A 25448-nucleotide genomic window follows, 5' to 3' on the forward strand; every position below is an offset into this window, starting at 1 on the left:
AAAACCCCCGTTTTTTTAAATCATTCAGCCAAAAACCCCCTGGCCATTAGACTATATTATTATGAGAAGAAAGATTACACCATCAGTTTGCATGCGAATACTATATATAGGCATGCTATGTTTTTTGACGACGACAATTATTGAAAGGGATGCCGATAATACCCATAGTAAATTTTCGGCAGATACTTCACACGAATGCATGCATAACCATACCCCAGCTCATGAAGAGGCAGAGGCAATACTAAAGCAACATGCTATTTCATTTATAACAACACACTTGGATAAATCGTTGAAGCAAGCCATTGAGTTGACCAAAGGGAACTCTGATGAATTTATTGGTTTCCCGGCTACCTGTTTTGCACCCGATACGGACCCAAGTGTTGTAGAAGATTTTTATAAGAGTAGAGCAGCGCTAGAAAATAGCCTAGGGTTACCGGACTCACATGATTCTCGATTCAATTTGCTGAATCGTTGGACTACCACCGCTTCAGATGGGGGAGGTTTAGGTCAAGGTGATTTCACAACTCTAACATGGAGTTATGTTCCCGATGGTACACCTATAGGGAATAGCGGTTGTCAGGTACCTGGTGAGTCGAGCGATCCAAGTGACTTTATAGCATTTTTCAATGGGATCTATGGAGGTCCAACAACTCCTGGCGATTTCACGACAGCACCATGGCATGCAGTTTTCGTTAGCATGTTCGATTCATGGTCGGCCGTGAGTGGATTAAATTTTGTGTATGAGCCCAATGACGACGGAGCTACTGTGGTTACTGGAGGGGCTGGAGCTATAGGAGTAAGAGGGGATTTGCGTATTTCAGGGCACCGAGTCGATGGTAATAGTAATGTTCTGGCATGTAACTATTTTCCTCAGAATGGTGACATGATTATCGATACCGATGATAACTACTATTCAAACAATCCGGGTATAGGTACCACGAACGTTTTAACTCATGAGATTGGTCATGGATTGGGTATTTTACATGTATGTCCAGTATCACAAACAAAATTAATGGAGCCTTTCGTAACTACTGTGTTTACAGGTCCCCAAGAAGATGATATTTTAGCAACGAACAGGAATTATGGAGATCCCGAAGGAGCCAATGATACTTCTGGAACGGCAACAGTGCTGGGCAGTACTGCAAATCCGGTTACGTATAATAGAAACCAAAGAAGTGTTGACGATAATGGAGATGTGGACTATTATTCTTTTACTATTAGTCAGTCAACACTGCTTTCGGGAACACTTACGCCCACGGGAACGCTGTATCTAAGTGGAGTTCAAAATGGTGATGGGAGTTGCTCAGCAGGAACAGCCTTTAACGCATTAACCGTGGCCGATGTGATGTTCGAAATACTGAACACGGATGGAGTTTCGGTATTGGCGACGGGAGACGCCAATGGACCTGGAGTTGCCGAAAGCGTTACAAATATATCTTTACCTAGTGCCGGAACATATTTTGTTCGTGTGAGTCAGCAGGGTGCTTCGGTCGATAACGTTCAGATGTATGATTTAAGTATTTCCCTAACAGCGGCTGTGTTAACTCCAGAGATTGCTTTTGCTTCCACTACTGGAAATGGAGCCGAAGGTAACGATTGCTCCTTTACCGATGTAAATGTAAACCTTAATATAGGAGCGGCACCCTCGGCAAATGCTGAAGTAAGCTTTAGTATTGATGGTTCTTCCACCGCCTCGCAAGGATCAGATTTTGATTTGATGACTTCGAGCGTGATCTTCAATACTGGAAGTACAGCTTCTCAGACCATGACCTTGAGGATTTATCACGATGCCTTTGTAGAAGGGGATGAAACCATTGTTGTGAACACCTCTTTGAATGCCAATGGAGGTGACGCTACACTAAACCCCGCTGCAGATACCTTTACATATACGATAACCAATGATGATGTAGCTCCTGTAGCTTCTTTCGACACCAATGTTTTTTCGGCAGATTTTGAAGATATAACAGGATGGACTGTGGCAGATAATGATGGAGATGGAAATCAATGGCTGATTTTCGATCCATTTGCACACGGAAATCTTACGGGAAGATGGGCTGGATCCGTTACGAACCTAGCCGTAATTGGGGGATCGGGTATCCTCACACCGGATAATTTCTTGTTCAGTCCCGCTTTCTCGATTCCTGCAGATGCCACCAATACAGAAATTACTTTTGAAATTGGTGACCTCGGCATTCCGGAGCATTATGCAGTGTATTTTGCCTCCACAAACTCTGTGGCAGCCGCATTGAGCGGAACCTTGATTGAAGAAGCCAACACCATTGGTAACGATACCGATACCAGAACAGTGAACCTAGCGTCCCTAGCTGGACAAACAGGTCACTTAGCCTTTAGGCACTACAATACTACAGGGAATAGTCTCCTCATGTTAGATACCATAGATGTGGTTGTTACGCAAGGAACCCCTGTGCAAACAGCAGTGAATAGTGGCACTCCGGATCAAGTAAATATAAATGGAACGGGTACGGCACATACCGCCGATCCTGGCTCTGGGGATGTGATGTTAGATATCACTAACTCCAATAGTTTCGACTATGGATGTGCAGATGTATCGGTATCCCGAGCTGGAACGGGTGCGCAATCCTATAACGGAAGTACCGCTCCCAATTTGGTGACGGACAAAACATTTACGATTACCCCAACGAATACAACTGGGTCCGGCAATACCAGCATTACCTTTTATTTCACTGAAGCGGAAATCGCAGGTTGGGAAGCGGCCACTGGACTGCTTCGTGGAAGTCTGGTCGCGGCGAGGGGAAGCACCTCCAGTGTAACGGAGACCTCCGCCCTTACCATTGGCAGTTTCGGTAGCAATGTGACCCTTACGGGAACATTCACCGGACTTAACGGAAATTATTACTTCGGGACGGCAAGTGCTTTTACTTCCTGTGCTGGGGTGACCAAAACCTGGGATGGTGCCAATTGGAGCCCTGCAGGGCCACCTGATGCTACCAACGAAGTCATTTTGGCCGGAAATTACAATACCAATACCCATGGAAACCTAAATGCCTGTAAGCTAACGATAAATACTGGGTTTACCTTAATAGTGCCAGGAAGTACCTACACAAGCGTTGCTGGCGACATTACAGTAGATGGTACGGTAGTAGTGGAGCACGAGGGGAGTGTGGTGCAAACCGATGCGAATCCTATTGTTCAAAACAATGGAACCATCAATGTAAACTTAACAACGCCCAATTTGGCTTCTAGGGACTTTATGGTGATGGGAAGCCCAATGACCGCAGAGACTCGGGAAAGCGTTTGGAACACGGCCTTCTTGGTATTGGATGCGGAGACCGTCAACTTTGTGCCGCATCCGGATGTAGAAGCCATGTTCCCGGGAGCCGAGAACTTTGCGGATGACAACAATGACTTCTGGTCGCCCGTGGTAGCGGGAACGATTGAACCTGGAGTGGGATACATCGTACGCCCACAGGCTGGGTATGGCCAACCGGGAGGTGTGTTCAACTATATGTATGATGGCGGGACCCTTAATACGGGTACCGTTAACTTTACGGTGGTGCAGAACACGCCCGGTCCAACGCCTGCCGATAATAAGAATGCCAGTCCGAACATCATGGCAAACCCATATGCTTCGGCCATTTTTGCCGATGACTTCATCAATGCCAATTCCATGATCGACGAGTTGTATTTCTGGGAGCACCTTACGCCCCCGAGTTCAAGCTTACCAGGAGCGGGAAGCATGAATTTCTCTATGGAAGATATCTCCATGTACAACCTATCGGGTGGAACTGCCGCAGCTTCAGATGGAACGGGTATCGACACGCGTCCCAATGGATATGTATCCACGGGCCAAGGATTTGGTATCAAGGCTACGGTTGCCGGAACAGCAGTCTTTACCAATGCTATGAGGAGAACCGATAATAACAATACATTGCGCGTTCAGGAAGACAGGGAGCGTATTTGGTTGAACCTATCCACTTCTGAATATGGCATGCAAAAACAGGCACTGTTGGCTTTCAACGGAGACAATGCTTCAGAGGGAATGGATCCGGGGTATGATAGCCGAAGATTGGCTACGGTGGTTTCTTTGTACACCCACCTTCCCGATGGTACCGAAGAACTCGGTATCCAGACCCTGGGGCAGTTCGATCATTCAATCACCGTACCCGTTGGGTTCTCAACCCTCATCGATGCCGATACGGAATACAAGATTTCCATAGCCGATATTGAAGGGCCTCAGTTAATGGATTCTGAAGTGTATATTATAGACCACCAAACGGGAGTTGCCCAAAACCTTAGGGCAGATTCTTACGGTTTCGTTAGTGGAATGGGAACCTTCCATAACCGTTTCACATTGCTTTTCAGCCGAGTGCTGGGGACCGAGAGTGTAGCCTTAGAGTCGATTGCCATGTTCCCCAACCCAACAATGGGCCAGTTGAACATTGCTTCTCCACAGGCTGCCATCGAGAAGGTAGAAGTGTACGATCTCATGGGCAGAATGATCACGATGCATGAAGCAGGGGGAGCGGACAATGTACGCTTGGAGCTTTCAGGTTTAAGGAGCTCTGTATACTTTGTTACGATAACCACCGATCAAGGAGTGCTCACTAAGAAAATAGTAAGGAAATAAAGACATAATATTTAAATGTGAAAAACGCCTTCCGTACGGAGGCGTTTTTTTATTAACAAATCCTTTAGATCGTCGATTAAAAGTTGTTTTTTATCGATAAAATGTTATTTTTGGCATCTTGTTATTCGGAAGAATAACCATGTAAAGGTTGACCCCCAAAATTTGATGAACCCTAAAACCTATTTTCGCAATGAGGAGAAATACTCTTATGCTCTTTGCCTTGTCTTTGTCTGTGTGCGCCACAGCATTGTCTCAAAACCAAAGAATTCTAACTAAGTCCCCGCAACAGTTTGGTACGACCCAAGTGTCGCAGGATTTAGGCCTTAAAAAAAGTGATTACATTTCTATCGATTCAGAAAAGTCACAAGGGAAGTCCACTTCAGAAGTAATTTTGAGTGAACTGAAATTGTCCAATGACTATTCCTTTGTGCGCTCTTCCAAACCTGCCTTTCAGGATCGTTTGGGATATACCATCGTAGAGATGCATCAGTATTATAAAGGAGTTAAGGTCGAGATTGCCCACATGAAAGCACATTACAAGAATGGACAGTTGGCCAAAATACATGGTTCTTATCTCAATTTAGGGGAAGTAGCCACAACTCCTTCTATTGCACCTGCAGCGGCTTTATCCAAAGCAGTGACTACCCTAGGAGTGGTGACCCCAATGTGGGAATACCCAGAAGCAGCAGCCATTGCAGATTATGAAAAACCACAAGGAGAATTGGTTATTTTAACCAATTTCGAAGATTCTTCCATTAATAAATTGGCATGGAAGTTTGACGTGTTTGCAGCGGGACAGCCCCTACGTGATATTGTTTATATGGACGCCCGAACCAATGAGGTGTTGCATAGAAACCCTATCATTAAGCACGCCAATAACTTTGGCCATGACGGGAAGAAGGCAAAACAAATCGCATATGTACCAAGAGAAGATGTTGCCAAGCGCATTGAAGAAGCGTATGTATACACACCCATTGTACTTGCGGCGGGTGATGCAGATACCAAATATAGTGGTAACGATCAGCAGGTAGAGACCCTTCAAATTAGCGGAACCTATAGCTTATTGTCTCAGCCTAATGGAGTAACGGTACGTACGTATGACGCGAACAATGCTCCAGCCAATGATGCTTCTTCGGTAACAGATATTCAAGATCCCAACAACGATAATGATTGGGAGGCTTCTGAATTTCCTGGGAAGACGCAAGGGGAGTTGGATGCGCATTGGGGAGCAGAAGAAGTATACGACTATTGGGATGCCGTACATGGAATCAACAGTTTCGATAATGCTGGAGCTGCCATTTTCAGTTTAGTACACGTACAGACTAATTATAATAATGCCTTCTGGAATGGGTCATGGATGAGTTATGGAGATGGTTCCTGTGGCGACTCCGAAGGATGTAACGGATTCGATATCCTTACTTCTATGGATGTATGTGCACACGAAATTGGGCACGCGGTAATGACGAACACAGCCAACTTGGCGTATGAAAGAGAATCTGGAGCCTTGAATGAAGCTTTTGCCGATATCTGGGGAGCTGCGATCGAATTTAGAGCCAAAGGAAATGGAAACAATGCCAATCCAAATGATGAAGTTTGGTTAATTGGAGATGAAATCGATAGAAGAAGCGGAAGTGTCGCCTTGCGTTCTATGGAGGATCCTAATGAAAGATTTCAACCAGATACCTATCAAGGTACCTATTGGCAACCAGCTACCGTAGCCGAAGGTTGTATTACACCCGATCAAGCTTCTAATGACTATTGTGGGGTACACACCAATAGTGGAGTATTGAATTACTGGTTCTACCTTATTGTAGAAGGAGGTAGTGGAACCAACGATAACGGAGATGCTTATAGTGTAACAGGAATTGGAATGGCCGATGCCGAGCTTATTGCCGATCGTATGCAGCGTGTTACCATTACCAATACGACAGCTACCCATGCAGACGCCCGTACCGCTGCTATTCAAGCCGCTCAAGATTTATATGGACTATGTTCTACTCAAATAGAATCTGTAACCGATGCGATGCATGCCGTCGGGGTAGGAGCTGCTTATGTTGCGGACCCAAGTTGTTCGGCACAACCTACCATTGGTTTTGTATCTACATCTTCAAGCACTACGGAGGGAACAGATTGTAGTTACACCGATGTAAACATTACCTTAAGTATTACCTCGGCACCTTCCGCTACCGCTACTGTAAATTTTGCTGAAAATGGAAGCGGAACAGCCTCTAGCACTGCAGATTATAATCTTCAAACGCCTTCCGTTACTTTTCCTGCAGGCGCAACTGGAAACCAGAGCATGACCCTACGTGTATATCACGATAGCTTTGTAGAAGGGGATGAAACTGTAATTATAGATTTTACGGTAAATGCTGGTGGAGGAGATGCTGTGGCCAATACCGCTGCAGATACTTATACGCTCACCATTAGCGATGACGATGCAGCCCCCGTTGCTTCAGTAAATACGACCGTATTTTCTGCGGATTTTGAAAGTACGGCAGGATGGACCATAGCCGATAATGACGGAGACACCAACCAATGGGGTATTTTCGATCCTTTGGCACATGGTAGTCTTACCGGAAGATGGGCTGGGTCTGTTACGAATCAGGCAGTAATTGGTGGATCTGGAACCTTGACGCCGGACAACTTCTTGTTTAGTCCTTCGTTCACGATTCCAGCAGATGCCACGAATACAGAAATTACTTTTGAAATTGGAGACTTTGGATCCGCTCCTGAGCATTATGCGGTGTATTTTGCCTCCACAAATTCTGTGGCAGCCGCACTGAGCGGAACCTTGGTTGAAGAGGCCAATACGATTGGAAACAATACAGATACCAGAACAGTGAACCTAGCGTCCCTTGCAGGACAAACAGGTCACTTGGCCTTTAGGCATTACAATACAACAGGAAACAGCTTGTTGATGTTAGACACCATCGAGGTAGTTGTGACCCAGGGAACTTCAGTGCAGACTACTGTGAATAGTGGTGCTCCAGATCAGATAGATATGGATGGAACAGGTACTGCGTATACCGCAGATCCTAGCACTGGCGATGTAATGTTAAACATTACGAACTCCAATAGTTTCGATTATGGATGCGTAGATGTATCTGTATCGCGTGCAGGGAATGCAGCGCAGGCATACAATGGTAGTACGTCGCCTAATTTTGTGACAGATAAAACTTTTAATATTAGTCCTGCCAATACGACCGGTTCCGGGAGTGCGAGTGTTGCTTTTTATCTCACAGAAGCTGAGGTTTCTGGTTGGGAAGCTGCTACGGGATTGTCAAGAACAAGTTTAGTGGCTGCTAGAGGAACTGCGTCTAGCGTTACTGAGACTGCATCGCTTACCATTGGTAGTTTTGGAACCAATGTAACCCTTACTGGATCCTTTACGGGATTGAATGGAACTTATTACTTCGGTCCCATTGGAGCCTTTGTTTCCTGTTCCGGTGGAACAAAAACATGGGATGGCGCTAACTGGAGCCCTGCGGGAGCTCCCGATGCTACCAACGAAGTAGTGTTGAATGGCGATTACGATACCAGTACCCATGGAGATCTTAATGCATGTAAGCTAACCATTAACACAGGTAGGGTACTGGATATTCAGGCTGGAACCTTTGCAAGCGTTGCTGGAGATATCGTTGTAGACGGTACTTTAAATATTGAACATCAAGGTAGTGTGGTGCAAACGGATGCCAATCCGTTGGTTCAGAACAATGGAAACATCAATGTACGACTTACCACACCTAATTTGGCTTCCCGAGACTTTATGGTAATGGGTAGCCCAATGACTGCAGAAACGCGCGAAAGTGTTTGGAATACTGCTTTTTTGGTATTGGATCATGAAACCTTGAATTTCGTACCGAACCCTGACGTGGCTGCTGCCTTGCCAGGAGCAGAGAACTTTGCCGATGATAATTATGACAACTGGATCGCAATGCCAACGGGAACCATTACTCCTGGGGTAGGATATATAGTGCGTCCTCAGGCCGGTTATGGACAACCAGGAGGGATATTTAACTATACCTATGACGGCGGTACCCTGAATACTGGGGATATTAATTTCACTGTAGTTCAGAACACGCCGGGTCCGACGGCAGCCGATAATAAGAATGCCAGTCCTAATGTCTTGGCCAATCCGTATGCTTCTGCCATTTCTGCGGATGATTTCATTACTGGCAACGCCATGATAGACGAAGTGTATTTCTGGGAGCACTTAACACCTCCAAGTCCTTCCATTCCTGGAGCAGGGAGCATGAATTTCTCTATGGAAGATATCTCTATGTACAACCTTTCTGGAGGAACCGCTGCTGCTAGTGATCCCGGCACAACTACTGAACCTAATGGAATGATTTCAACAGGGCAAGGATTTGCCATTAAGGCAGGTGCTGCAGGTACAGCAACCTTCACCAATGCGATGAGAAGAACTACCGGAAACAATACCTTACGTTTACAAGAGGATAAGGAGCGTATTTGGTTAAAAATTAGTGATCAGGCTCATGGACTGCAAAAACAAGCCCTTATTGCTTTCGATCCAGTTGCTACGGAGTATCTGGATGCGGGTTACGATAGTAGAAGGCTAGCCACCGTGGTGTCACTATATACGCACTTACAGGATGGTACAGGTGAATTTGGAATCCAAACTCGGGAAGCATTCAATAGCTCGATTACAGTACCCGTAGGGTTCTCTACTTTGGTAGATGCGAATACCGAATACAAAATTTCAATTGGAGCCGTAGAAGGAAGTCAGTTGTCAGCGTCTGGAATTTATCTTGTGGACAATATTACAGGCAATGTACACGACTTAAGAGAAGATTCCTATGGTTTTGTAAGTGAAGCTGGGACTTTTAATAACCGATTTACCTTACAGTTTACCTCGGGGGTTTTAGATACGAATGACGCTCAGCTAGAGAGTATAGCCCTATTGCCAAACCCAACCACAGGGGAATTGTACATTGTTTCCCCAGTAGCTGCCTTACAAAAGATAGAGGTGCATGACCTCATGGGAAGAAAGATCACCGAAATGAATGTTCAGGGTAATTCTTCCCTTCGGATGGATCTTTCAGGACTTCATACTTCTGTGTACTTTGTGACCGTAACTACAGATCAAGGTATCCTTACAAAAAAGGTGATCAAGAAGTAGGAAAATACATTACATTATATTCGGAAAAAGCCCACTTTTTAAAGTGGGCTTTTTCTTGCTTTTTTTTCAGGTAAAACCATAATTTTTCGATAAAATGCATGGTATTTTCGACTTTTGGTTAAATCATGTGTATTTTTTTTGTTAATTTATTCCCAATAATTTATGCCCTCAACTATTTGATTTTTTTTAGAACTATGAGATTAAGGACTACACTATTTAGCAATCCACTTTTGGTATCTACTCTTTTTTGTCTTTTAACAATTACAGCAGTAGCCCAAAAGAAGAAACAAGTACAGTCTTCACAACCGCAGGTTACCCTAGGGGAACATGCCATTGTTTCGAAGGCGACAACCATCGAAGGACAGTTAGAAGCTTATGTTTCTAGCAATCGATTAACCACAGAAGATGTGCAGTATGTTGTCACTGCGCAGCATGTGAGCCGGGTGAGTGGAACCCACCATATGTATTTCCGTCAGGCCATTAATGGTCTGGAAGTACAGGGAACGGAATCGAGTCTTCATATTTCCCGTGGAGGAACTGTCATTAAGTCAAACATCAACTTTGTGAAAGGTATTTCATCTAGGTTGATAAACGCCTCGGCCTCGCTGAATGCAGAGCAAGCAATTCGTTCGGTAGCCAACCAAATGAATTATGCCATTTCAGACTTGGCCCAATTGGAAAGAAGATCCAACAGTGATTATATTTTCAATAAGGCAGGAATTTCTGCAACCCCTATTCCTGTACGTTCCATGTACTACTACAAGGAAGGAATGGGCGTTTACTCCATCTGGGAATTGTCGGTAGAAGAATTAACATCGGCCGACTGGTGGAATTTCTTGGTGGATGCCTCCAATGGACAGATCATCGACCAGTACAATTTTACCATTTCCTGTTTTGAAGAAGGACACAATCATGATCACAAAACCGAAGAGAGACCATTATTCTACACGGTCGAAAACCAACCGGCATTAACAGGAGATACCTACAATGTATATCCAGTTCCTATTGAAACTCCAAACCATGGGTCGAGATCTTCTGTAACCGATCCACACGATACCACAGCCTCTCCTTTTGGGTGGCACGATACCGATGGAGTAGCGGGAGACGAATCCAATTATACCATTGGTAATAACTGTGACGCCTATGATGATACTAGTAGTACCATAAGTGGTACTGGATCGGGTACGGACTCTGAAAGAGCTTATGGAGGAGTTGGACCCGCTCTTGATTTCGATTACCCTCTAAACTTGGACGTTACTGTAGGTGACGGAAGTATCGATGCTGCCGTTACTAACCTATTCTATTGGACCAATATTTGCCACGACATTACCTATCACTACGGATTTGATGAGGGCTCGGGAAATTTTCAAGTTAACAATTACGGAAATGGTGGTGTTGCAGGAGACTCGGTTCGATCTGAAGCTCAGGATGGATCAGGAACCTGTAATGCAAACTTTGCCACCCCAACCGATGGAGGAAGAGGTAGAATGCAGATGTATGTATGTGGAAGCCGTGATGGAGATTTAGATAATGGAGTTATTGTTCATGAATTTGGTCACGGAATCTCTACCCGACTTACGGGGGGTGCTGGGAATTCAGGTTGTTTGAACAATACCGAACAAATGGGAGAAGGATGGAGTGATTACTATGCCCTTATGTATACGATGGAAGCAGGCGATGCTGCTACAGACTCTCGAGGGATTGGAACCTGGTTGGTTGGACAAGGTGCCAGTGGACCTGGAATTAGGACCCATCCGTACAGCACAAACTTCGCAGTGAATCCACATACCTATGCCGATATTACTTCTGAAGCAGTTCCTCACGGAGTAGGTTCTGTTTGGTGCGCCATGCTTTGGGAAATGACCTGGGAATTGATAGGAGATCATGGATTTAGTACCGATTTCTACACAGTAACTGGAAATGTTGCAACAGATGCCGGAAATGTACAGGCCTTGGCTCTTGTTACCGAAGCGCTCAAGTTACAGCCTTGTAGCCCTGGATTTGTAGACGGACGTGATGCCATTTTGCAAGCCGATGTAAATATTTACGGCGGAGCCAACCAGTGTGCTATTTGGGACGCTTTTGCCAGAAGAGGATTAGGAAATAGTGCGGACCAAGGATCATCTGCCAGTAGAGCCGATGGTACCGAAGCTTTTGACCTTCCACCAGGAACAGGAAGCTTTACGAGCTCTGACGATGAGGTATGTATTACCGAAGGTGTAATGACACTTTCTGGAGGATCTCCTTCAGGAGGTGTGTATAGTGGACCTGGTGTAACTGACGATGGAAATGGGTCTACATTTACCTTCGATCCTTCAGTAGCTGGTGTGGGTGTTGCCACGGTTAACTATAATGTGGTGGACTCCTGTTCTGGAGGTTCGGCTACAGATTATACCGATGATATTACGGTGACTAGTGGAAATCCAGCGCTTACCTGTAACGATGTTTCAGTGACCTTAGATGCAGGTGGAAATGCGACCATCGAGTGGACCGATGTAGTTTCCAATTTCATTCCGGGAGGGTATGTGCTTTCCGAAGCTAATGGAAACTCCCTCGAAACCTTTACAGGAGGAGCTACCAGCGTGGCATTGGGAGATGATGCCGGAACATCGGCAATCCCTATTGGATTCGATTTCGATTTTTATAGCACGACCTATACCGATTTCTATATAGCATCCAACGGATTTGTTTCTTTCGATGGAACTGGAATGACAGGAGCCGCTTCTTATACACCGACTACCTTACCTACGGCAAGTGCACCTAATAATATGGTGGCTGTGGTTTGGGATGATTTAAGTCCCAACCAAGGAGGTACGATTATGTACGAAGTGTTTGGAACTGCTCCGAATAGAAAGTTGGTGGTGGAATATCTCAATGTGCCTCACTGGACAGCGAGCCCACCTTCGCCCAATACGGTTTCTGCACAATTGCATTTATATGAAACGAGCAATGTGGTCGAAGTTCACCTAATCGATGTACAATCGGATGGTGGGAATAGAACCCTTGGGCTGGAAGACGCCACAGGGACCACTGGGATTACGCATCCAGTAACTAATCTAGGAAATTGGACTTCGGGTGCCTATACCATTACGTTTACCCCAGAACCAGATTCCATGGCCTTGAATTGTGGAAATAGCGTAACAGTTTCCTTAGATCAAAGTGCCTTTACTTGTACCGACGTTGGATCGAATACCATTACGGTAACAGCCGATGACGGAAATGGAGGAGTTTCTATGTGTACTTCCACTGTAACAGTAATAGGAGAAACGACTACTTATTCTGGTGGTTCTTGGGACAATGGACTTCCCGATGCCGGAAAGAATGCTAGGTTCAGTCAAAACTATAACACCTCTAGTGGAAACGTTACCGCCTGTGCCTGTGAAGTAGATGCAGGGGTGACCGTAACCGTGGGTGCCGATGAATATTTGGACATTGAAGGAAATATTACCGTGAATGGAACCTTGGTGGTGGAGCACCAGGGGAGCGTGGTGCAGACGGACGATTCGGCCGTGACCACCAACAACGGTACCATCAACGTGAACCTTNGGATCTTTCGGGATTGAACAGTTCGGTGTATTTCGTTACTGTGGTCACGGATCAAGGAAAGTTGACGAAGAAAGTGATTAAAAAATAATACAAAGTAGATTTGTTTCTACACTCAAAATGTGATAATTACCATGATAAAAACGGATCTGATTTTTTAGGAAAAAAAAATAGGCCTATCGAATTCTTGTCAATTTTACCCGTTCTTGATCATCAAAAAAGTATGGGGTGACGGGCTTTGCGTACTCTATTTAATTCTACAATCTTTCAACAATCGAAAAAACGATAATTGTTATTTCCTTGTTAAAATTTGTAGTATTTTTCCTATAATATTGATTTTTAGTGCATTTCATCGAGTTTTTTTGGGTTTTATGGAATATAAAATGTAAACTTGTTATAACCAAATCACTAAAAACCACTAAGTGCGATCCAAATTTACCATGGACCATTTCGGCTGCGTAGGATTTTCCTATTCAGTTATAGTGCCGAACCTATTCGGTAATCCCCACCTATTACCCCCTTTCGAAAACTGGAATAAAAGAAAGCGGACTACTAATTTTAACGCCCCCTTCTTCATTTCCTTACTGTTTCCGAAAACTAGCCCATCGGTAAACTATTCAATGATCACATCGAAAGTTTTGGTGATTTGAGCGAAAACAATTTTTGAGAAGATTCATATAATCGATTAAAAGTTGAATTTTAACGTGTAACTACCGTACGCGGTAAGGACACTTAAACGCCAAATCATGAAGAAAAATTACTTTTTCAGTACAATGCTATTGGGTTTGTTCCTCGTGGCGCTAACCTCAACTTCATTTGCGCAGGTAGGAATTAACACGGACATGCCGCAGGGAAGTTTGGACATAAACAGCTCCAATATGGGAGTGGTATTGCCTACGGTTGCACTTACCTCCTCCGTAGTACAAGCACCTGTAACCAATCCACAAACGGGTAGCATTCCAGTGGGGACCACCGTTTACAATACAGCCACCACCATGACAGGGACCAATGACGTAGTTCCAGGCATTTATTCATGGGATGGCTCTAAGTGGATACCACAGTTTCCCAAAAAACAATATCAAATTTTTAAGAGTAGTACCGGATTCAGGCCTGCAGATGGGACTTCCATGACGATTATAGGAACCACAGCTTTTACTGCCGATTTTACTGGTAAATACAGAATTAATCTTCGTGTAGACTTTGGAGCCGGTGGTGCTAAAGTTCCCAATCAAGGAGTTACCTCCCAAGGGAATTTGAATATCGCTCGAGTAGAAGGCGATTTCACTTTCACTTTCGACGGAACTGCCTATACCATTCCGGTAGGAGCTTATTCCACCGCCTATGATTCATCGGTAGGAGCCACTAATTACTTTGCTATTTGGGAAGAGACCAACAGAACTTTTTATACCAATATGGATGCAGGCGACTCGGTTAACTTCAGTCTTACATTCCTTCATGGCGCTGGATATGCTATGAACAACGATGCCCTGTTTGGTACTGGGCTGGGATATGTTGCTTACGACATTCCTTGCCATGTAGAAATAACATATTTAGGTGAATAAAACGCGACTTATGAAAAAGCACTACATATATATATTGTTATTAATTCCTTGTCTTGCTCTACAAGCGCAGGTAGGAATTAACACTACTTCCCCCGAGGGAGTTTTGGACATTAGCGGAAGCAACATCGGGCTTATTTATCCCGTGGTAAGTCTTACCGATGTGAATGTAGAAACCATTAGCAATCCAAATGGAGCCTCTTTGGTCGCTGGGACCACAGTTTTCAACACAAATACCTCTACAGCTGGTTCTTCCAGTGTATATCCGGGCATCTATATTTGGACAGGAACCAAATGGATTCCCCAATTCAACAAAAATGATAGTATGCTGGCCTCCCAGACCAACCCTGTTTTAAGAACTGATGGTAATGCTGGAGTACAAACCATTTCATTGGACAACACTAGTTTCACCCCTAATTTTTCTGGGGATTACCGCATTGCGATAACCGTACATTTTGGTGGAGGAAGATTGAATACCGTGTCCAACCCACAGTATGCCAACTTTGGGGCACAAAAAGGGGAATTCAACTTCATCTTCAATAGTGTTCCCCATAAGTTCGATGTAAGAAGCTATTCGGGAGTCAACAATGATGATTACTCAGATGGAGGCACCGATAGAATCTACGACAACCAGTTCCACCAAGTGACTTATGTCGTAAACAAAACATTAACGAGAGGCACCACCTATAACTTCTCTCTTAGCTTTGATATGGATTCCAACACCATTTTCCAAAACAGTGGAAATAGTGGGAACGGAAGAGGATACATAAACACAAATGACGATATAGAGTGTACGATTGAGTTCAACTATATGGGAGAATAAAATCACAGGATTATGAAAGCAACTTATATTTTCAGAATTATACTTATGGTGCTAGCTTTTGGATGCTACTCCGCAAACTATGCACAAATCGGTATTGGAACACAAACTCCCGAGGGAGCTTTGGATGTATCCGACGATAATCACGGAATCATATATCCGCGTATTGCCCTCACCGACTATACGGTGCAATCTCCTGTGGTAAACCCTAATGGTGGAAGCGTGGCCACTGGAACCGTGGTGTACAATACTGCATTAACCACTAGTGGCTCCAGTGATGTTTCCCCTGGGTTGTATGCATGGAACGGATCGCGATGGGAAGCGCAATTCGTTAGGTTCGACTATGAAAAGTTCGAACAAACCAGTGCCCCCTTTAGAACGACCATTCGAGAATCCTATTCGGATCCACAGCCTGGAGATTCCGATAATATCCCTGGTTTGACCAATCAAACATTCACGCCAGAATTCTCGGGATACTATCGAGTAGAAGTGCGCGCAAATTTTGCATGTGGTGAACTTTCCGACTTTCAGAGTGTAGATGACATTTCATTGGCTACTACCGAAGGTGCCATTTTCTTTACTATGAGTGGCACGGGTGTAGACATAGATCCTTCCAGTTCTTTTTACAGCAACGATGAAGGATGGCTTTATATGCACTCTTACGGTGTAGAGACCGATGTAGTTTCCCCTTCTGTAGTAAGTCAAGGATTCGTTCATTACGCTTCCAGTGTATATTATTTGTACCTTCGAGGAGGACACAATTATACATTTACACTAAGTAACTGCATTAATACAGGTCACAACTATTTTGTTAATAATGGTGATACAGGAACCGGACAAGGATATATTGGATTGGAGATGCCCTGCACCGTAGAATTTAACTTTATTGGCGACTAATTTTTTTAACAGAAAACCCCTAGATTGAACCCCCATGAGAAGATTTTTACTTACCTCGCTTACTATTTTTATTTTTTCACTAATAACCATTGCCCAGACCCCTTGTGTAGGTGGTATGGCCGGAAGTTATCCCTGTGACGGAATCACTTTACAAGACTATATTTCCGCCTCGGACATGAATGCCGCCGAAGCTCAAGATTCTTGGGGATGGACAGATCCGTTGGATGGAAAGGAATATGCCATTGTTGCTTTGGACAACGGTACTGCCTTCGTGGACATTTCGGATCCCGTAAATATCCGTTATCTGGGAAGGATGAATTCGCATTCCGGGGGAAGTAATCTATGGAGGGATGTAAAGACTTATAATAATCACGCCTTTGTTGTGAGTGAGGTAACTTCAGATGGTTTGCAGGTATTCGATCTTACGAGACTTCGTGGTTTATCTACCAGTCCTACGGGGGGATCCAGTAGAACCTTTTCTGAAGATGCTTTTCTATTTATTGGTGATGGAGGAAGTAACGATGGCCGTGCCCACAACATTGTTATCAACGAAGATTCGGGATTTGCTTATATCGTAGGGGTAAACCGCAGTTCCAATTCAAACGACGGCCCTATTTTCGTAGACATTTCAACCCCAACGAGCCCTACCATTGTGGGTGAATATGGACCCAGCGATTATTTTCACGATGCACAAGTGGTGACCTACGATGGTCCCGATCCAGATTATGCGGGACGTGAAATCATGATAGGATGCAACGAAAACAACATGGTAATCGTAGATGTTACCAATAAAGCCAGTCCTAGTACTATTTCCAGTTTGGCCTATAGTAATGTAGAATATACCCACCAAGGATGGTTTACAGAGGACAAGCGATTTTTCTTGGTTGGGGATGAGTTGGACGAAGACAATCTTGGAATCCCGACCCGAACTATTGTATTCGATCTTAATGATTTAGACAACCCTGCCGTTCATTACACCTACAGTGGTCCTACCCCTGCTATAGACCACAATGGCTATGTACGCGGAAATCGTTTTTACCTTGCTAATTACGCAGCTGGAATTCGAATTATTAGAGTGGACGGTCTTTACGATGCTACTCCAAGTATGACTGAAATCAATTATTTCGATACATATCCTACAAACAACAATGCCGCTTTTAACGGAGTTTGGAATATCTATCCTTACTTCGAAAGTGGAAATCTTGTGGTTTCAGGATTCGGAAATGCTAGTACCAATGGAGATGGAGGATTGTTTATTTTGAAAGACCCTCTGTATGACAATACAGATCCAACCGCCGTTTGTCAGAATATCACAGTGACACTGAATCGTCTTACTGGAACGGCTTCCATTACAGCAACAGATTTAGACAATGGTTCTACGGATGACTTCGGAATCGTGAGCCGAACCATTACGAGTGGACAAACCACATTTACCTGCGACGATGTAGGAGACACATTCAACGTTACCCTTGAAGTAGAAGATGACTATGGAAACACCTCTTCATGCGTTGCACAGGTAACAGTTGCAGCAGAAACTACGGCTTTTACAGGGGCCTCTTGGACCAACGGAACCCCATCTATTGGATCTAATGCACAAATAAGTTCCAATTATAACACATCAACCGACGGAGGAAGTATAGATGCTTGTACTTGCGAAGTGGATGCCAGTAGAACCTTAACTATTGCCGGAGGGGATTATCTGAACATTACTCAGGATATCACAGTAAACGGTACGTTGGTGGTGGAGCACCAGGGGAGCGTGGTGCAGACGGACGATTCGGCCGTGACCACCAACAACGGTACCATCAACGTGAACCTTACCACGCCCAACCTGGCATCCCGCGACTTCATGGTCCTCGGGAGCCCGATGACGGGCGAGACCCGCGAGAGCGTCTGGAGCGCCGCCTTTTTGGTACTGGAGGCCACAACGGCCAACTTCGTGCCCCACCCCGACGTGGAGGCCATGTTCCCAGGGGCGGAGAACTTCGCCGACGACAACAACGACTTCTGGTCCGCCGTTGCGGCGGGTACCATTACCCCAGGCGAGGGCTACATCGTCAGGCCGCAGGCCGGCTACGGACAGCCCGGGGGCATCTTCAACTACACCTACGACGGCGGGACCCTCAACACCGGTGACGTGAGCTTCACCGTGGTACAGAACACCCCCGGCCCCACGGCCGCGGACAACAAGAACGCAAGCCCCAACGTGNCAACACCGGTGACGTGAGCTTCACGGTGGTACAGAACACCCCCGGCCCCACGGCCGCGGACAACAAGAACGCAAGCCCCAACGTGATGGCCAACCCCTACCCATCGGCCATATGGGCGGACGACTTCATAAGCGCCAACGCCATGGTGGACGAGGTCTACTTCTGGGAGCACCTCACCCCGCCCAGCCCGACGCTACCGGGTGCGGGGAGCATGAACTTCTCCATGGAGGACATCTCCATGTACAACCTATCGGGGGGGACCCCGGCGGCCAGCGACCCCGGTACCTCCACCACGCCCAACGGCTACATATCGACCGGTCAGGGCTTCGGGATCAAGGCAAGTGCGGCCGGTACGGCCACCTTCACCAACGCCATGAGGAGAACGGGCAACAACAACACCCTGAGGACCCAGGGGCAGGAGAGGGAAAGGATATGGCTGAAGCTCGCCAACGCCGAGTTCGGCATGCAGAAACAGGCCCTACTGGCATTCGACCAGCTGGCCACCGAGGGGATGGACCCCGGATACGACAGCCGAAGGCTGGCAACGGTGGTATCGCTGTACACCCACCTTCCCAACGGGGAAGGGCAATTGGGCATCCAGACAAGGGAGGCCTTCGACAGCTCGATCACAGTACCCGTGGGCNGCTGGCATTCGACCAGCTCGCCACAGAGGGCATGGACCCCGGATACGACAGCCGAAGGCTGGCAACGGTGGTATCGCTGTACACCCACCTTCCCAACGGGGAAGGGCAATTGGGCATCCAGACAAGGGAGGCCTTCGACAGCTCGATTACCGTACCGATGGGCTTCTCCACCCTGATCGACACAGAGACCGCCTACAAGGTGTCCATATCGGACATCGAGGGGGCGCAGCTCACCGAATCGGAGGTGTACCTGGTAGACAACCAGACCGGAAACGTGCACGACCTCAGGGCGGAATCCTATGAGTTCAACAGTGCCATGGGGACCTTTCATAACAGATTTGTACTATACTTCTCTTCGGAAGTATTAAGTACCCAAAATAATATTGAAGAAAATGTACTGCTCTATCCAAATCCTGCAAGCGATATGCTGAACATTTTCTCTATGAATTCCAACATCGAGTCCATCGAGGTATACGATGTTCGAGGAAGAAGAATGAAACAAGATATTGAAGAAGAAAAACAATCTTGTTCCCTAAATATCTCAAGTTTGGAAACTGCCGTATATTTTGTAAGGGTAGTCACCGAATCAGGATCGGTAACCAAAAAGATCATCAAAAGATAACTAGGAACAAACCCTCCGAAATTGTAAAAAAGTCGAATGAATTAAATCTCATTCGACTTTTTTTGTCCTACAAGCTCACTTCACATTTTCTTACTAAAGGAAGTTTTGACATCTTTTTAATCGACAAAAGAATTGTTTTTATCGATTAAATACATATAATTGCGAAACGAAAATTGTACATTTTTTACGCTCAAACCGTAAAAATTTAGTTTTCAAATAATTACATAACCCGAATCGCCCGACCAGAAAAAACCTTATGATTTTTCTGGTTATTTTGAACTAAATCTATTGTGAAAATGAAACTTTTCGCCCCCAAACCGTTTATTACCTTATGCTCAATTTTATCCTTCCTGTTTTTTTCAACCTCCCTTAGCGCTCAGGTAGGAATTAATACCACGACCCCAGGAAATGGGGCTATGCTAGACGTAACCAGTACCGACAAAGGGATGCTTATCCCAAGGGTAAATATTGCCGATCTTGCCACCATTGCTCCCATTACCGGTGGCGGTACGGAAAGTCTTTTAGTGTACAATACCAATACAACCACAGGACCTGGATTTTTTTACTGGGATGGTAGTATGTGGGTGGGCCTAAGTGGAAGTAGTAGTGGTGACAAATGGGATCTTGAGGGAAACGCGGGGACCACACCGGGTACAGGTGCTGGTCAAAATTTTGTAGGGACTACAGATGCTCAAGATGTTATTATTGCTAGCAACAACAGCGCGGTAGCACGACTTAGTACGGCTGGGCAAGTAGAGGCAGCTAGGGATGGATCAAGTACCGTTCCTTCCTTTACCTTCACCAGCGATACCGACTCAGGGTTATATTTGTCTGGGACCAATCAAATTACGTTGGCCACAGGAGGAACAGATCGTGTTTCCTTTACCAGTGATGGCCGCATACGAGCACACGAGGCCGGAACCCTAGAAAACCCCTTGTTTGCATGGACCGCGGATACCAATAAAGGATTTTATAGCCCGGGTGCCGACATGTTCGGATTGGTGACCAATGGAACCGAGCGCTTTAGGATTCCCAACGCAAATCAAGTATATGCCATGGCCAACGGAAGCAATGGTGCTCCTTTCTACAGCTGGGGTAGCGACACGAACACAGGATTATGGAGAAGTGCCGGGGACCGACTTAATTTCACCGCTGGTGGCCGTGAGTTTATTGAACTACTGGAAAACGGCGACAACTCCATCCTCACTATGAATGACGCTGGTTCGATAACTGATCTCAGGATCGAATCCGACGGAGAAGAAAATATGTTTTATATGAATGCGGTAGAGGATCAAATTTTTGTCCGTGAAACAGATCACCATATCTCCACCTATATAGATCCTTTTAATGCCTATGCCGATGGTACGGGTGCCGGTGGTGGAACCGGGATTCAGTATTCCATTGCCGGTTGGAATCAAGGAAACCTAGGTGGGGGGATCAATGGAGTGATTGAAGACACTTCCAACCCCTATGCAGCCATTGAAGGATCCACGGAAGGAAATGGAATCGCCACACGTGGACTCATTACCTCAACAACAAGCACCGGGTATGCCACTACGGGAGAAACAAGTAGCTTAACAGGAATCGGCGTGTACGGTTACAGCCCTACCTCATTTTCCGGAGGAACAGGTTTTGCAGTATATTCCGAAGGGGATTTGGGTTATACCGATGGTGTATACAATCTATCGGATCGTCGTTCAAAAAGAAATATACAAGACATTACAACTGCACTCGATAAAATTAAAAGTATTGAAGGGGTTACCTATCAATATGACGATACGAAATTCAATAGCCAGAGAAGTCAGGATGGTCGTACCTATTATGGTTTCTTGGCCCAAAACATAAAAGAGGTAATGCCCGAAGCCGTTACCGAAAAGAAAATCTTTTACCGTAACCCCGAAGTTGGGAAGCGAAGTGCCCGTGAAGAAATGGGAAGTGAAATCCTCTTGGATGCGGTTAATTATCAAGCCGTAATTCCTGTTCTCGTGGAAGCCATGAAAGAACAACAAAAACTGATCGAGGATCAGAACCAAAAAATACAGGAATTGGAAGCCATGGTAGATGCGCTTCAAAGAGACTAATAAGATTGCTTCTTAATCCGAAATCTCCGCTTGAGAAATCGAGTACATAGAAGAGATTATTCAACCACATATATCGAGAATTAAAAAACCCTAGAATCCAACGTCTAGGGTTTTCATTTTGTTTAAGTTTTGGAAATGTGAGTTAAGGCAAATTTCCTCCATTTATGGGTTTTTTTACAGTTTTCCATTTTTTAAAAACCTTAACAAAAAATCCCTATTTGTGCATTTTATCGATTTTTTTGGGTTTTTAACGATATTTTTTCGTAAAATGGTCCAGTTAAATGCACCGGTTAAATTAAATCGCTAATAATCAGTGTATTAACAAAAACAGGCCTTTTTCATCCCCAAATTAGACCAAATAGAAACCCAAAAAACCTATTTATGAGATGAAAATTACACGCTCCTCAAAAACTTGTAGAACTCTTGTTTTACTTTTTGTTCTAATCTTTTCTGCCCCATTATTTGCTCAAGTTGGAATTAATACCACGACCCCAGGAAACGGGGCCATGTTAGATGTTACCAGCTCCGATAAAGGGGTGCTTATTCCAAGGGTGGACATATCGAATCTTTCCACCATTGCTCCCATCACAGGAGGGGGCACCGAAAGTCTATTAGTATATAACACCAACTCTACAACTGGGCCCGGATTTTTTTACTGGGATGGAAGCCAGTGGGTCGCTCTTGCAGGCAGTAGTAGTAGTGACAAATGGGACCTTGAAGGTAACTCTGGGACTACGCCAGGCACAGGTGCCGGGCAAAATTTTGTAGGTACCACCGATGCTCAAGACGTAGTGATAGCAGCCAATAGTACAGAAGTAGCTCGAATCAGCACTTCAGGGCAAATAGAAGCTGCCAATGCCGGTTCAAACACAACCCCATCCTACACTTTTTCTAGTGATACAGACTCTGGTTTGTACTCCTCTGGTGCCGATGAAATAACCTTGGCAACTGGGGCAGCAGACCATGTAACTTTTACCAGTGATGGCCGTATACGTGCGCACACTGCGGGGACATTGGAAAATCCACTATTTGGATGGTCCTCGGACACCAACAAAGGATTTTACAGCCCAGGTGCCGATATGTTTGGTCTGGTTACCAATGGTACCGAACGTTTTAGAATTCCAAATGCCAACCAAGTATATGCCATGGCCAACGGAAGCAATGGTGCTCCTTTCTACAGTTGGAGCGGTGATACGAATACGGGAATGTGGAGAAGTGCTGGAGATCGACTTAATTTTAGTGCTGGATCTAGGGAATTCATTGAAATGCGTGAAAGTGGTGACAACTCCATATTAACCATCAATGATGCAGGTTCTGTAACGGATCTTAGAATTGAGTCCGATGGTGAAGAAAATATGTTCTATTTGAATGCCATAGAAGACCAAATATTTATCCGTGAAACGGACCACCATATCTCCACCTATATAGATCCTTTTAACGCCTATGCCGACGGTACGGGTGCTGGTGGTGGAACCGGGATCCAGTACTCTATCGCTGGATGGAACCAAGGAAACTTGGGAGGAGGAGTTAACGGGGTTATTGAAGATACCTCTAACCCTTATGCAGCCATCGAAGGCTCTACCGAAGGGAATGGAATAGCTACCAGAGGACTTATTGTTTCCACGACGAGCTCAGGATTCTCAACGACCGGGGAGACCAGCAGTCTCACGGGTATCGGAGTGTATGGCTACAGCCCTACTTCCTTCTCTAGTGGATCTGGATTCGCTGTATTATCTGATGGAGACCTTGGCTATACGGATGGTGTATACAATCTATCGGATCGACGTTCGAAAAGGAATATTCAAGACATTACTTCGGCCTTAGATAAAATAAAAAGTATCGAAGGAGTAACCTATCAGTATGACGACGCCAAATTCAACAGTAAAAGAAGTGCAGACGACCGTACCCACTACGGTTTTTTGGCCGACAATATAAAAGAAGTGATGCCAGAAGCAGTTACCGAAAAGAAAATCTACTATCGTGACCCAGAAGTTGGGCTGAGAAGTTCTAGAGAAGAAATCGGTACCGAAGTGATGTTAGACGCTGTAAACTATCAAGCAGTCATCCCAGTGCTTGTTGAAGCGATGAAGGAGCAACAACAGCTTATTGAAGAGCAAAACTCGAAAATACAAACGTTAAAAAACACTATTGAAGCTATCCAAAGAGACTAAGCAAAAATAGTAGCCAACCAAAAAAGCCCTCTTGAAATTTTCAAGGGGGTTTTTTATTAAAACTACCATAAAACAGAGGAAACCACGAAGGGCACCCAAGGAGTATTTGTTAAATCTTAAATTTTAGTGCATTTCGTCGAATAAAAATGTATTTAATCGATTTATTTGCATAAAAGTCAAAGAAATCCGTTCATAGAAAGTGCCATTTTCATTCCTACCTGGAATATGGACTAAAAAAAAGAAAAATTAAATTGCTAACAGTCAAACACTTACAGATGAAATGACATCGAAAATGCATTTCATCGATTTTTTTTGTTTTTAATCGATGATATTGCTAATATTGAGTAAGAAAAATAATACGCAACACAAAAAATACATAAGATATGACCCCAAGTCGCCTTTTAAACCTAAGAAATTTTGCCTTTTTAGCCGCTATCTTATTGGTATCGGTAGAAGGTCATGCACAGATGGATTATGAAACTGCAGAAGCAGTAACAGGATTTACTACGGTAACAGAGCCTTCGGCAGATGACGAAATCATCCGCGAAGTAGGCGTTGGAACCTTAGAAAATGGATTTGCCGAAATTCAAATCAACCCCGCCATTGCCGATTTGATAGACGGAGATCGTATTGAAGATTTGGTTACAATTTCCATTCAATTGGAAGGAGAGAGTAATGGAATCTATATTTCTAAAAAGAACAAACATTCCTTTCAGATTACAGAACTCTTGGAAGGAACATCGAATGCTACCTTTTCTTACGAATTGATCGTAAAAGACCTGTAGTATAGATTAAAGATATTTCGTAAACCCCCAATAAGGCCTCTTTTGTAAATAATTGAGGTCTTTTTCTTTTTTATAGGCTTCTTGTTCAAAGCTGATGGCGTAGTAGGCCTTCCTCCTATTTCCCAACTGGAGCCATCGCACTAGAAACTCGAGGCTATACCATAGATAGAAAAATACGATCAACAACTCCAGTTGCTGCCGTAAATGGATGCGTTCATGGTTCATGAACACATCATCCTCTTTCAGATGCTGTTCCTTCAGAATTACAAAGGGCCAAAAAGTTATTCCGGAAAAGCCCTTTCGGATTAAATTCGGATTCACCAAAACAATCATTCCCACAAGTTAAGAAATTGGTATTTTTGTA

Annotated in this window: 13 protein-coding genes; 12 read left to right on the plus strand and 1 reads right to left on the minus strand. The window is 44.8% G+C overall.

What is annotated here, in order from left to right:
- Window positions 1-124: 124 nt before the first annotated feature.
- From POV27_RS04365 to POV27_RS04415, 12 genes are all read left to right on the plus strand, one after another.
- Window positions 125-4609 (plus strand): T9SS-dependent choice-of-anchor J family protein, encoded by a 4485-nt coding sequence (locus tag POV27_RS04365; RefSeq protein WP_272861505.1) that lies wholly within the window; start codon window positions 125-127, stop codon window positions 4607-4609.
- Between the two features lie 190 nt (window positions 4610-4799).
- The gene (locus POV27_RS04370) at window positions 4800-9752 is read left to right on the plus strand and encodes a M4 family metallopeptidase (RefSeq protein ID WP_272861506.1); all 4953 of its coding nucleotides are present in this window, start codon (window positions 4800-4802) and stop codon (window positions 9750-9752) included.
- A gap of 194 nt (window positions 9753-9946) precedes the next feature.
- Window positions 9947-13315, plus strand: coding sequence for a M36 family metallopeptidase (locus POV27_RS04375; protein ID WP_272861507.1), 3369 nt, complete (start codon window positions 9947-9949; stop codon window positions 13313-13315).
- An 8-nt stretch (window positions 13316-13323) separates the two neighbouring features.
- Window positions 13324-13386 carry a hypothetical protein gene (locus POV27_RS20330; RefSeq protein WP_419179933.1) on the plus strand — a complete coding sequence of 21 codons (63 nt, stop codon included), beginning with the start codon at window positions 13324-13326 and terminating at the stop codon, window positions 13384-13386.
- Window positions 13387-14041: 655 nt separating this feature from the next.
- On the plus strand, window positions 14042-14857 hold the full coding sequence (locus POV27_RS04380; RefSeq protein ID WP_272861508.1) for a hypothetical protein: 816 nt from the start codon (window positions 14042-14044) through the stop codon (window positions 14855-14857).
- 10 nt (window positions 14858-14867) lie between these two features.
- Window positions 14868-15677 carry a hypothetical protein gene (locus POV27_RS04385; protein ID WP_272861509.1) on the plus strand — a complete coding sequence of 270 codons (810 nt, stop codon included), beginning with the start codon at window positions 14868-14870 and terminating at the stop codon, window positions 15675-15677.
- A 12-nt stretch (window positions 15678-15689) separates the two neighbouring features.
- Window positions 15690-16571: a hypothetical protein gene (locus tag POV27_RS04390; RefSeq protein WP_272861510.1), complete on the plus strand. Its 882-nt coding sequence runs from the start codon at window positions 15690-15692 to the stop codon at window positions 16569-16571.
- 34 nt (window positions 16572-16605) lie between these two features.
- Window positions 16606-18798 carry a choice-of-anchor B family protein gene (locus POV27_RS04395; RefSeq protein ID WP_272861511.1) on the plus strand — a complete coding sequence of 731 codons (2193 nt, stop codon included), beginning with the start codon at window positions 16606-16608 and terminating at the stop codon, window positions 18796-18798.
- A 943-nt stretch (window positions 18799-19741) separates the two neighbouring features.
- A complete protein-coding gene (locus tag POV27_RS20370) occupies window positions 19742-20047 on the plus strand; it encodes a T9SS type A sorting domain-containing protein (protein WP_473087674.1) in 306 nt (101 codons plus the stop codon).
- A 296-nt stretch (window positions 20048-20343) separates the two neighbouring features.
- Window positions 20344-22128 (plus strand): tail fiber domain-containing protein, encoded by a 1785-nt coding sequence (locus tag POV27_RS04405; protein ID WP_272861513.1) that lies wholly within the window; start codon window positions 20344-20346, stop codon window positions 22126-22128.
- A 506-nt stretch (window positions 22129-22634) separates the two neighbouring features.
- Window positions 22635-24299, plus strand: a complete 1665-nt coding sequence (locus tag POV27_RS04410) for a tail fiber domain-containing protein (RefSeq protein WP_272861514.1) — start codon at window positions 22635-22637, stop codon at window positions 24297-24299.
- 383 nt (window positions 24300-24682) lie between these two features.
- A complete protein-coding gene (locus tag POV27_RS04415) occupies window positions 24683-25084 on the plus strand; it encodes a hypothetical protein (protein WP_272861515.1) in 402 nt (133 codons plus the stop codon).
- 6 nt (window positions 25085-25090) lie between these two features.
- Here POV27_RS04415 and POV27_RS04420 read toward each other — a convergent pair whose 3' ends face one another.
- Window positions 25091-25417 carry a hypothetical protein gene (locus tag POV27_RS04420; RefSeq protein WP_272861600.1) on the minus strand — a complete coding sequence of 109 codons (327 nt, stop codon included), beginning with the start codon at window positions 25415-25417 and terminating at the stop codon, window positions 25091-25093.
- Between the last annotated feature and the right edge of the window lie 31 nt (window positions 25418-25448).

Source organism: Aureisphaera galaxeae (assembly GCF_028561275.1).
GTDB classification, from domain to species: Bacteria; Bacteroidota; Bacteroidia; order Flavobacteriales; family Flavobacteriaceae; genus Aureisphaera; species Aureisphaera galaxeae.

What these genes read in the sequence shown, in the direction of transcription:
- POV27_RS04385 (WP_272861509.1), top strand. Translation starts at nt 14,868, where the DNA reads ATGAAAAAGCACTACATATATATATTGTTATTAATTCCTTGTCTTGCT.
- POV27_RS04420 (WP_272861600.1), bottom strand. Translation starts at nt 25,417, where the DNA reads ATGATTGTTTTGGTGAATCCGAATTTAATCCGAAAGGGCTTTTCCGGA.
- POV27_RS20370 (WP_473087674.1), top strand. Translation starts at nt 19,742, where the DNA reads ATGGGGACCTTTCATAACAGATTTGTACTATACTTCTCTTCGGAAGTA.
- POV27_RS04415 (WP_272861515.1), top strand. Translation starts at nt 24,683, where the DNA reads ATGACCCCAAGTCGCCTTTTAAACCTAAGAAATTTTGCCTTTTTAGCC.
- POV27_RS04370 (WP_272861506.1), top strand. Translation starts at nt 4,800, where the DNA reads ATGAGGAGAAATACTCTTATGCTCTTTGCCTTGTCTTTGTCTGTGTGC.
- POV27_RS04380 (WP_272861508.1), top strand. Translation starts at nt 14,042, where the DNA reads ATGAAGAAAAATTACTTTTTCAGTACAATGCTATTGGGTTTGTTCCTC.
- POV27_RS04405 (WP_272861513.1), top strand. Translation starts at nt 20,344, where the DNA reads ATGAAACTTTTCGCCCCCAAACCGTTTATTACCTTATGCTCAATTTTA.
- POV27_RS04410 (WP_272861514.1), top strand. Translation starts at nt 22,635, where the DNA reads ATGTTAGATGTTACCAGCTCCGATAAAGGGGTGCTTATTCCAAGGGTG.
- POV27_RS04390 (WP_272861510.1), top strand. Translation starts at nt 15,690, where the DNA reads ATGAAAGCAACTTATATTTTCAGAATTATACTTATGGTGCTAGCTTTT.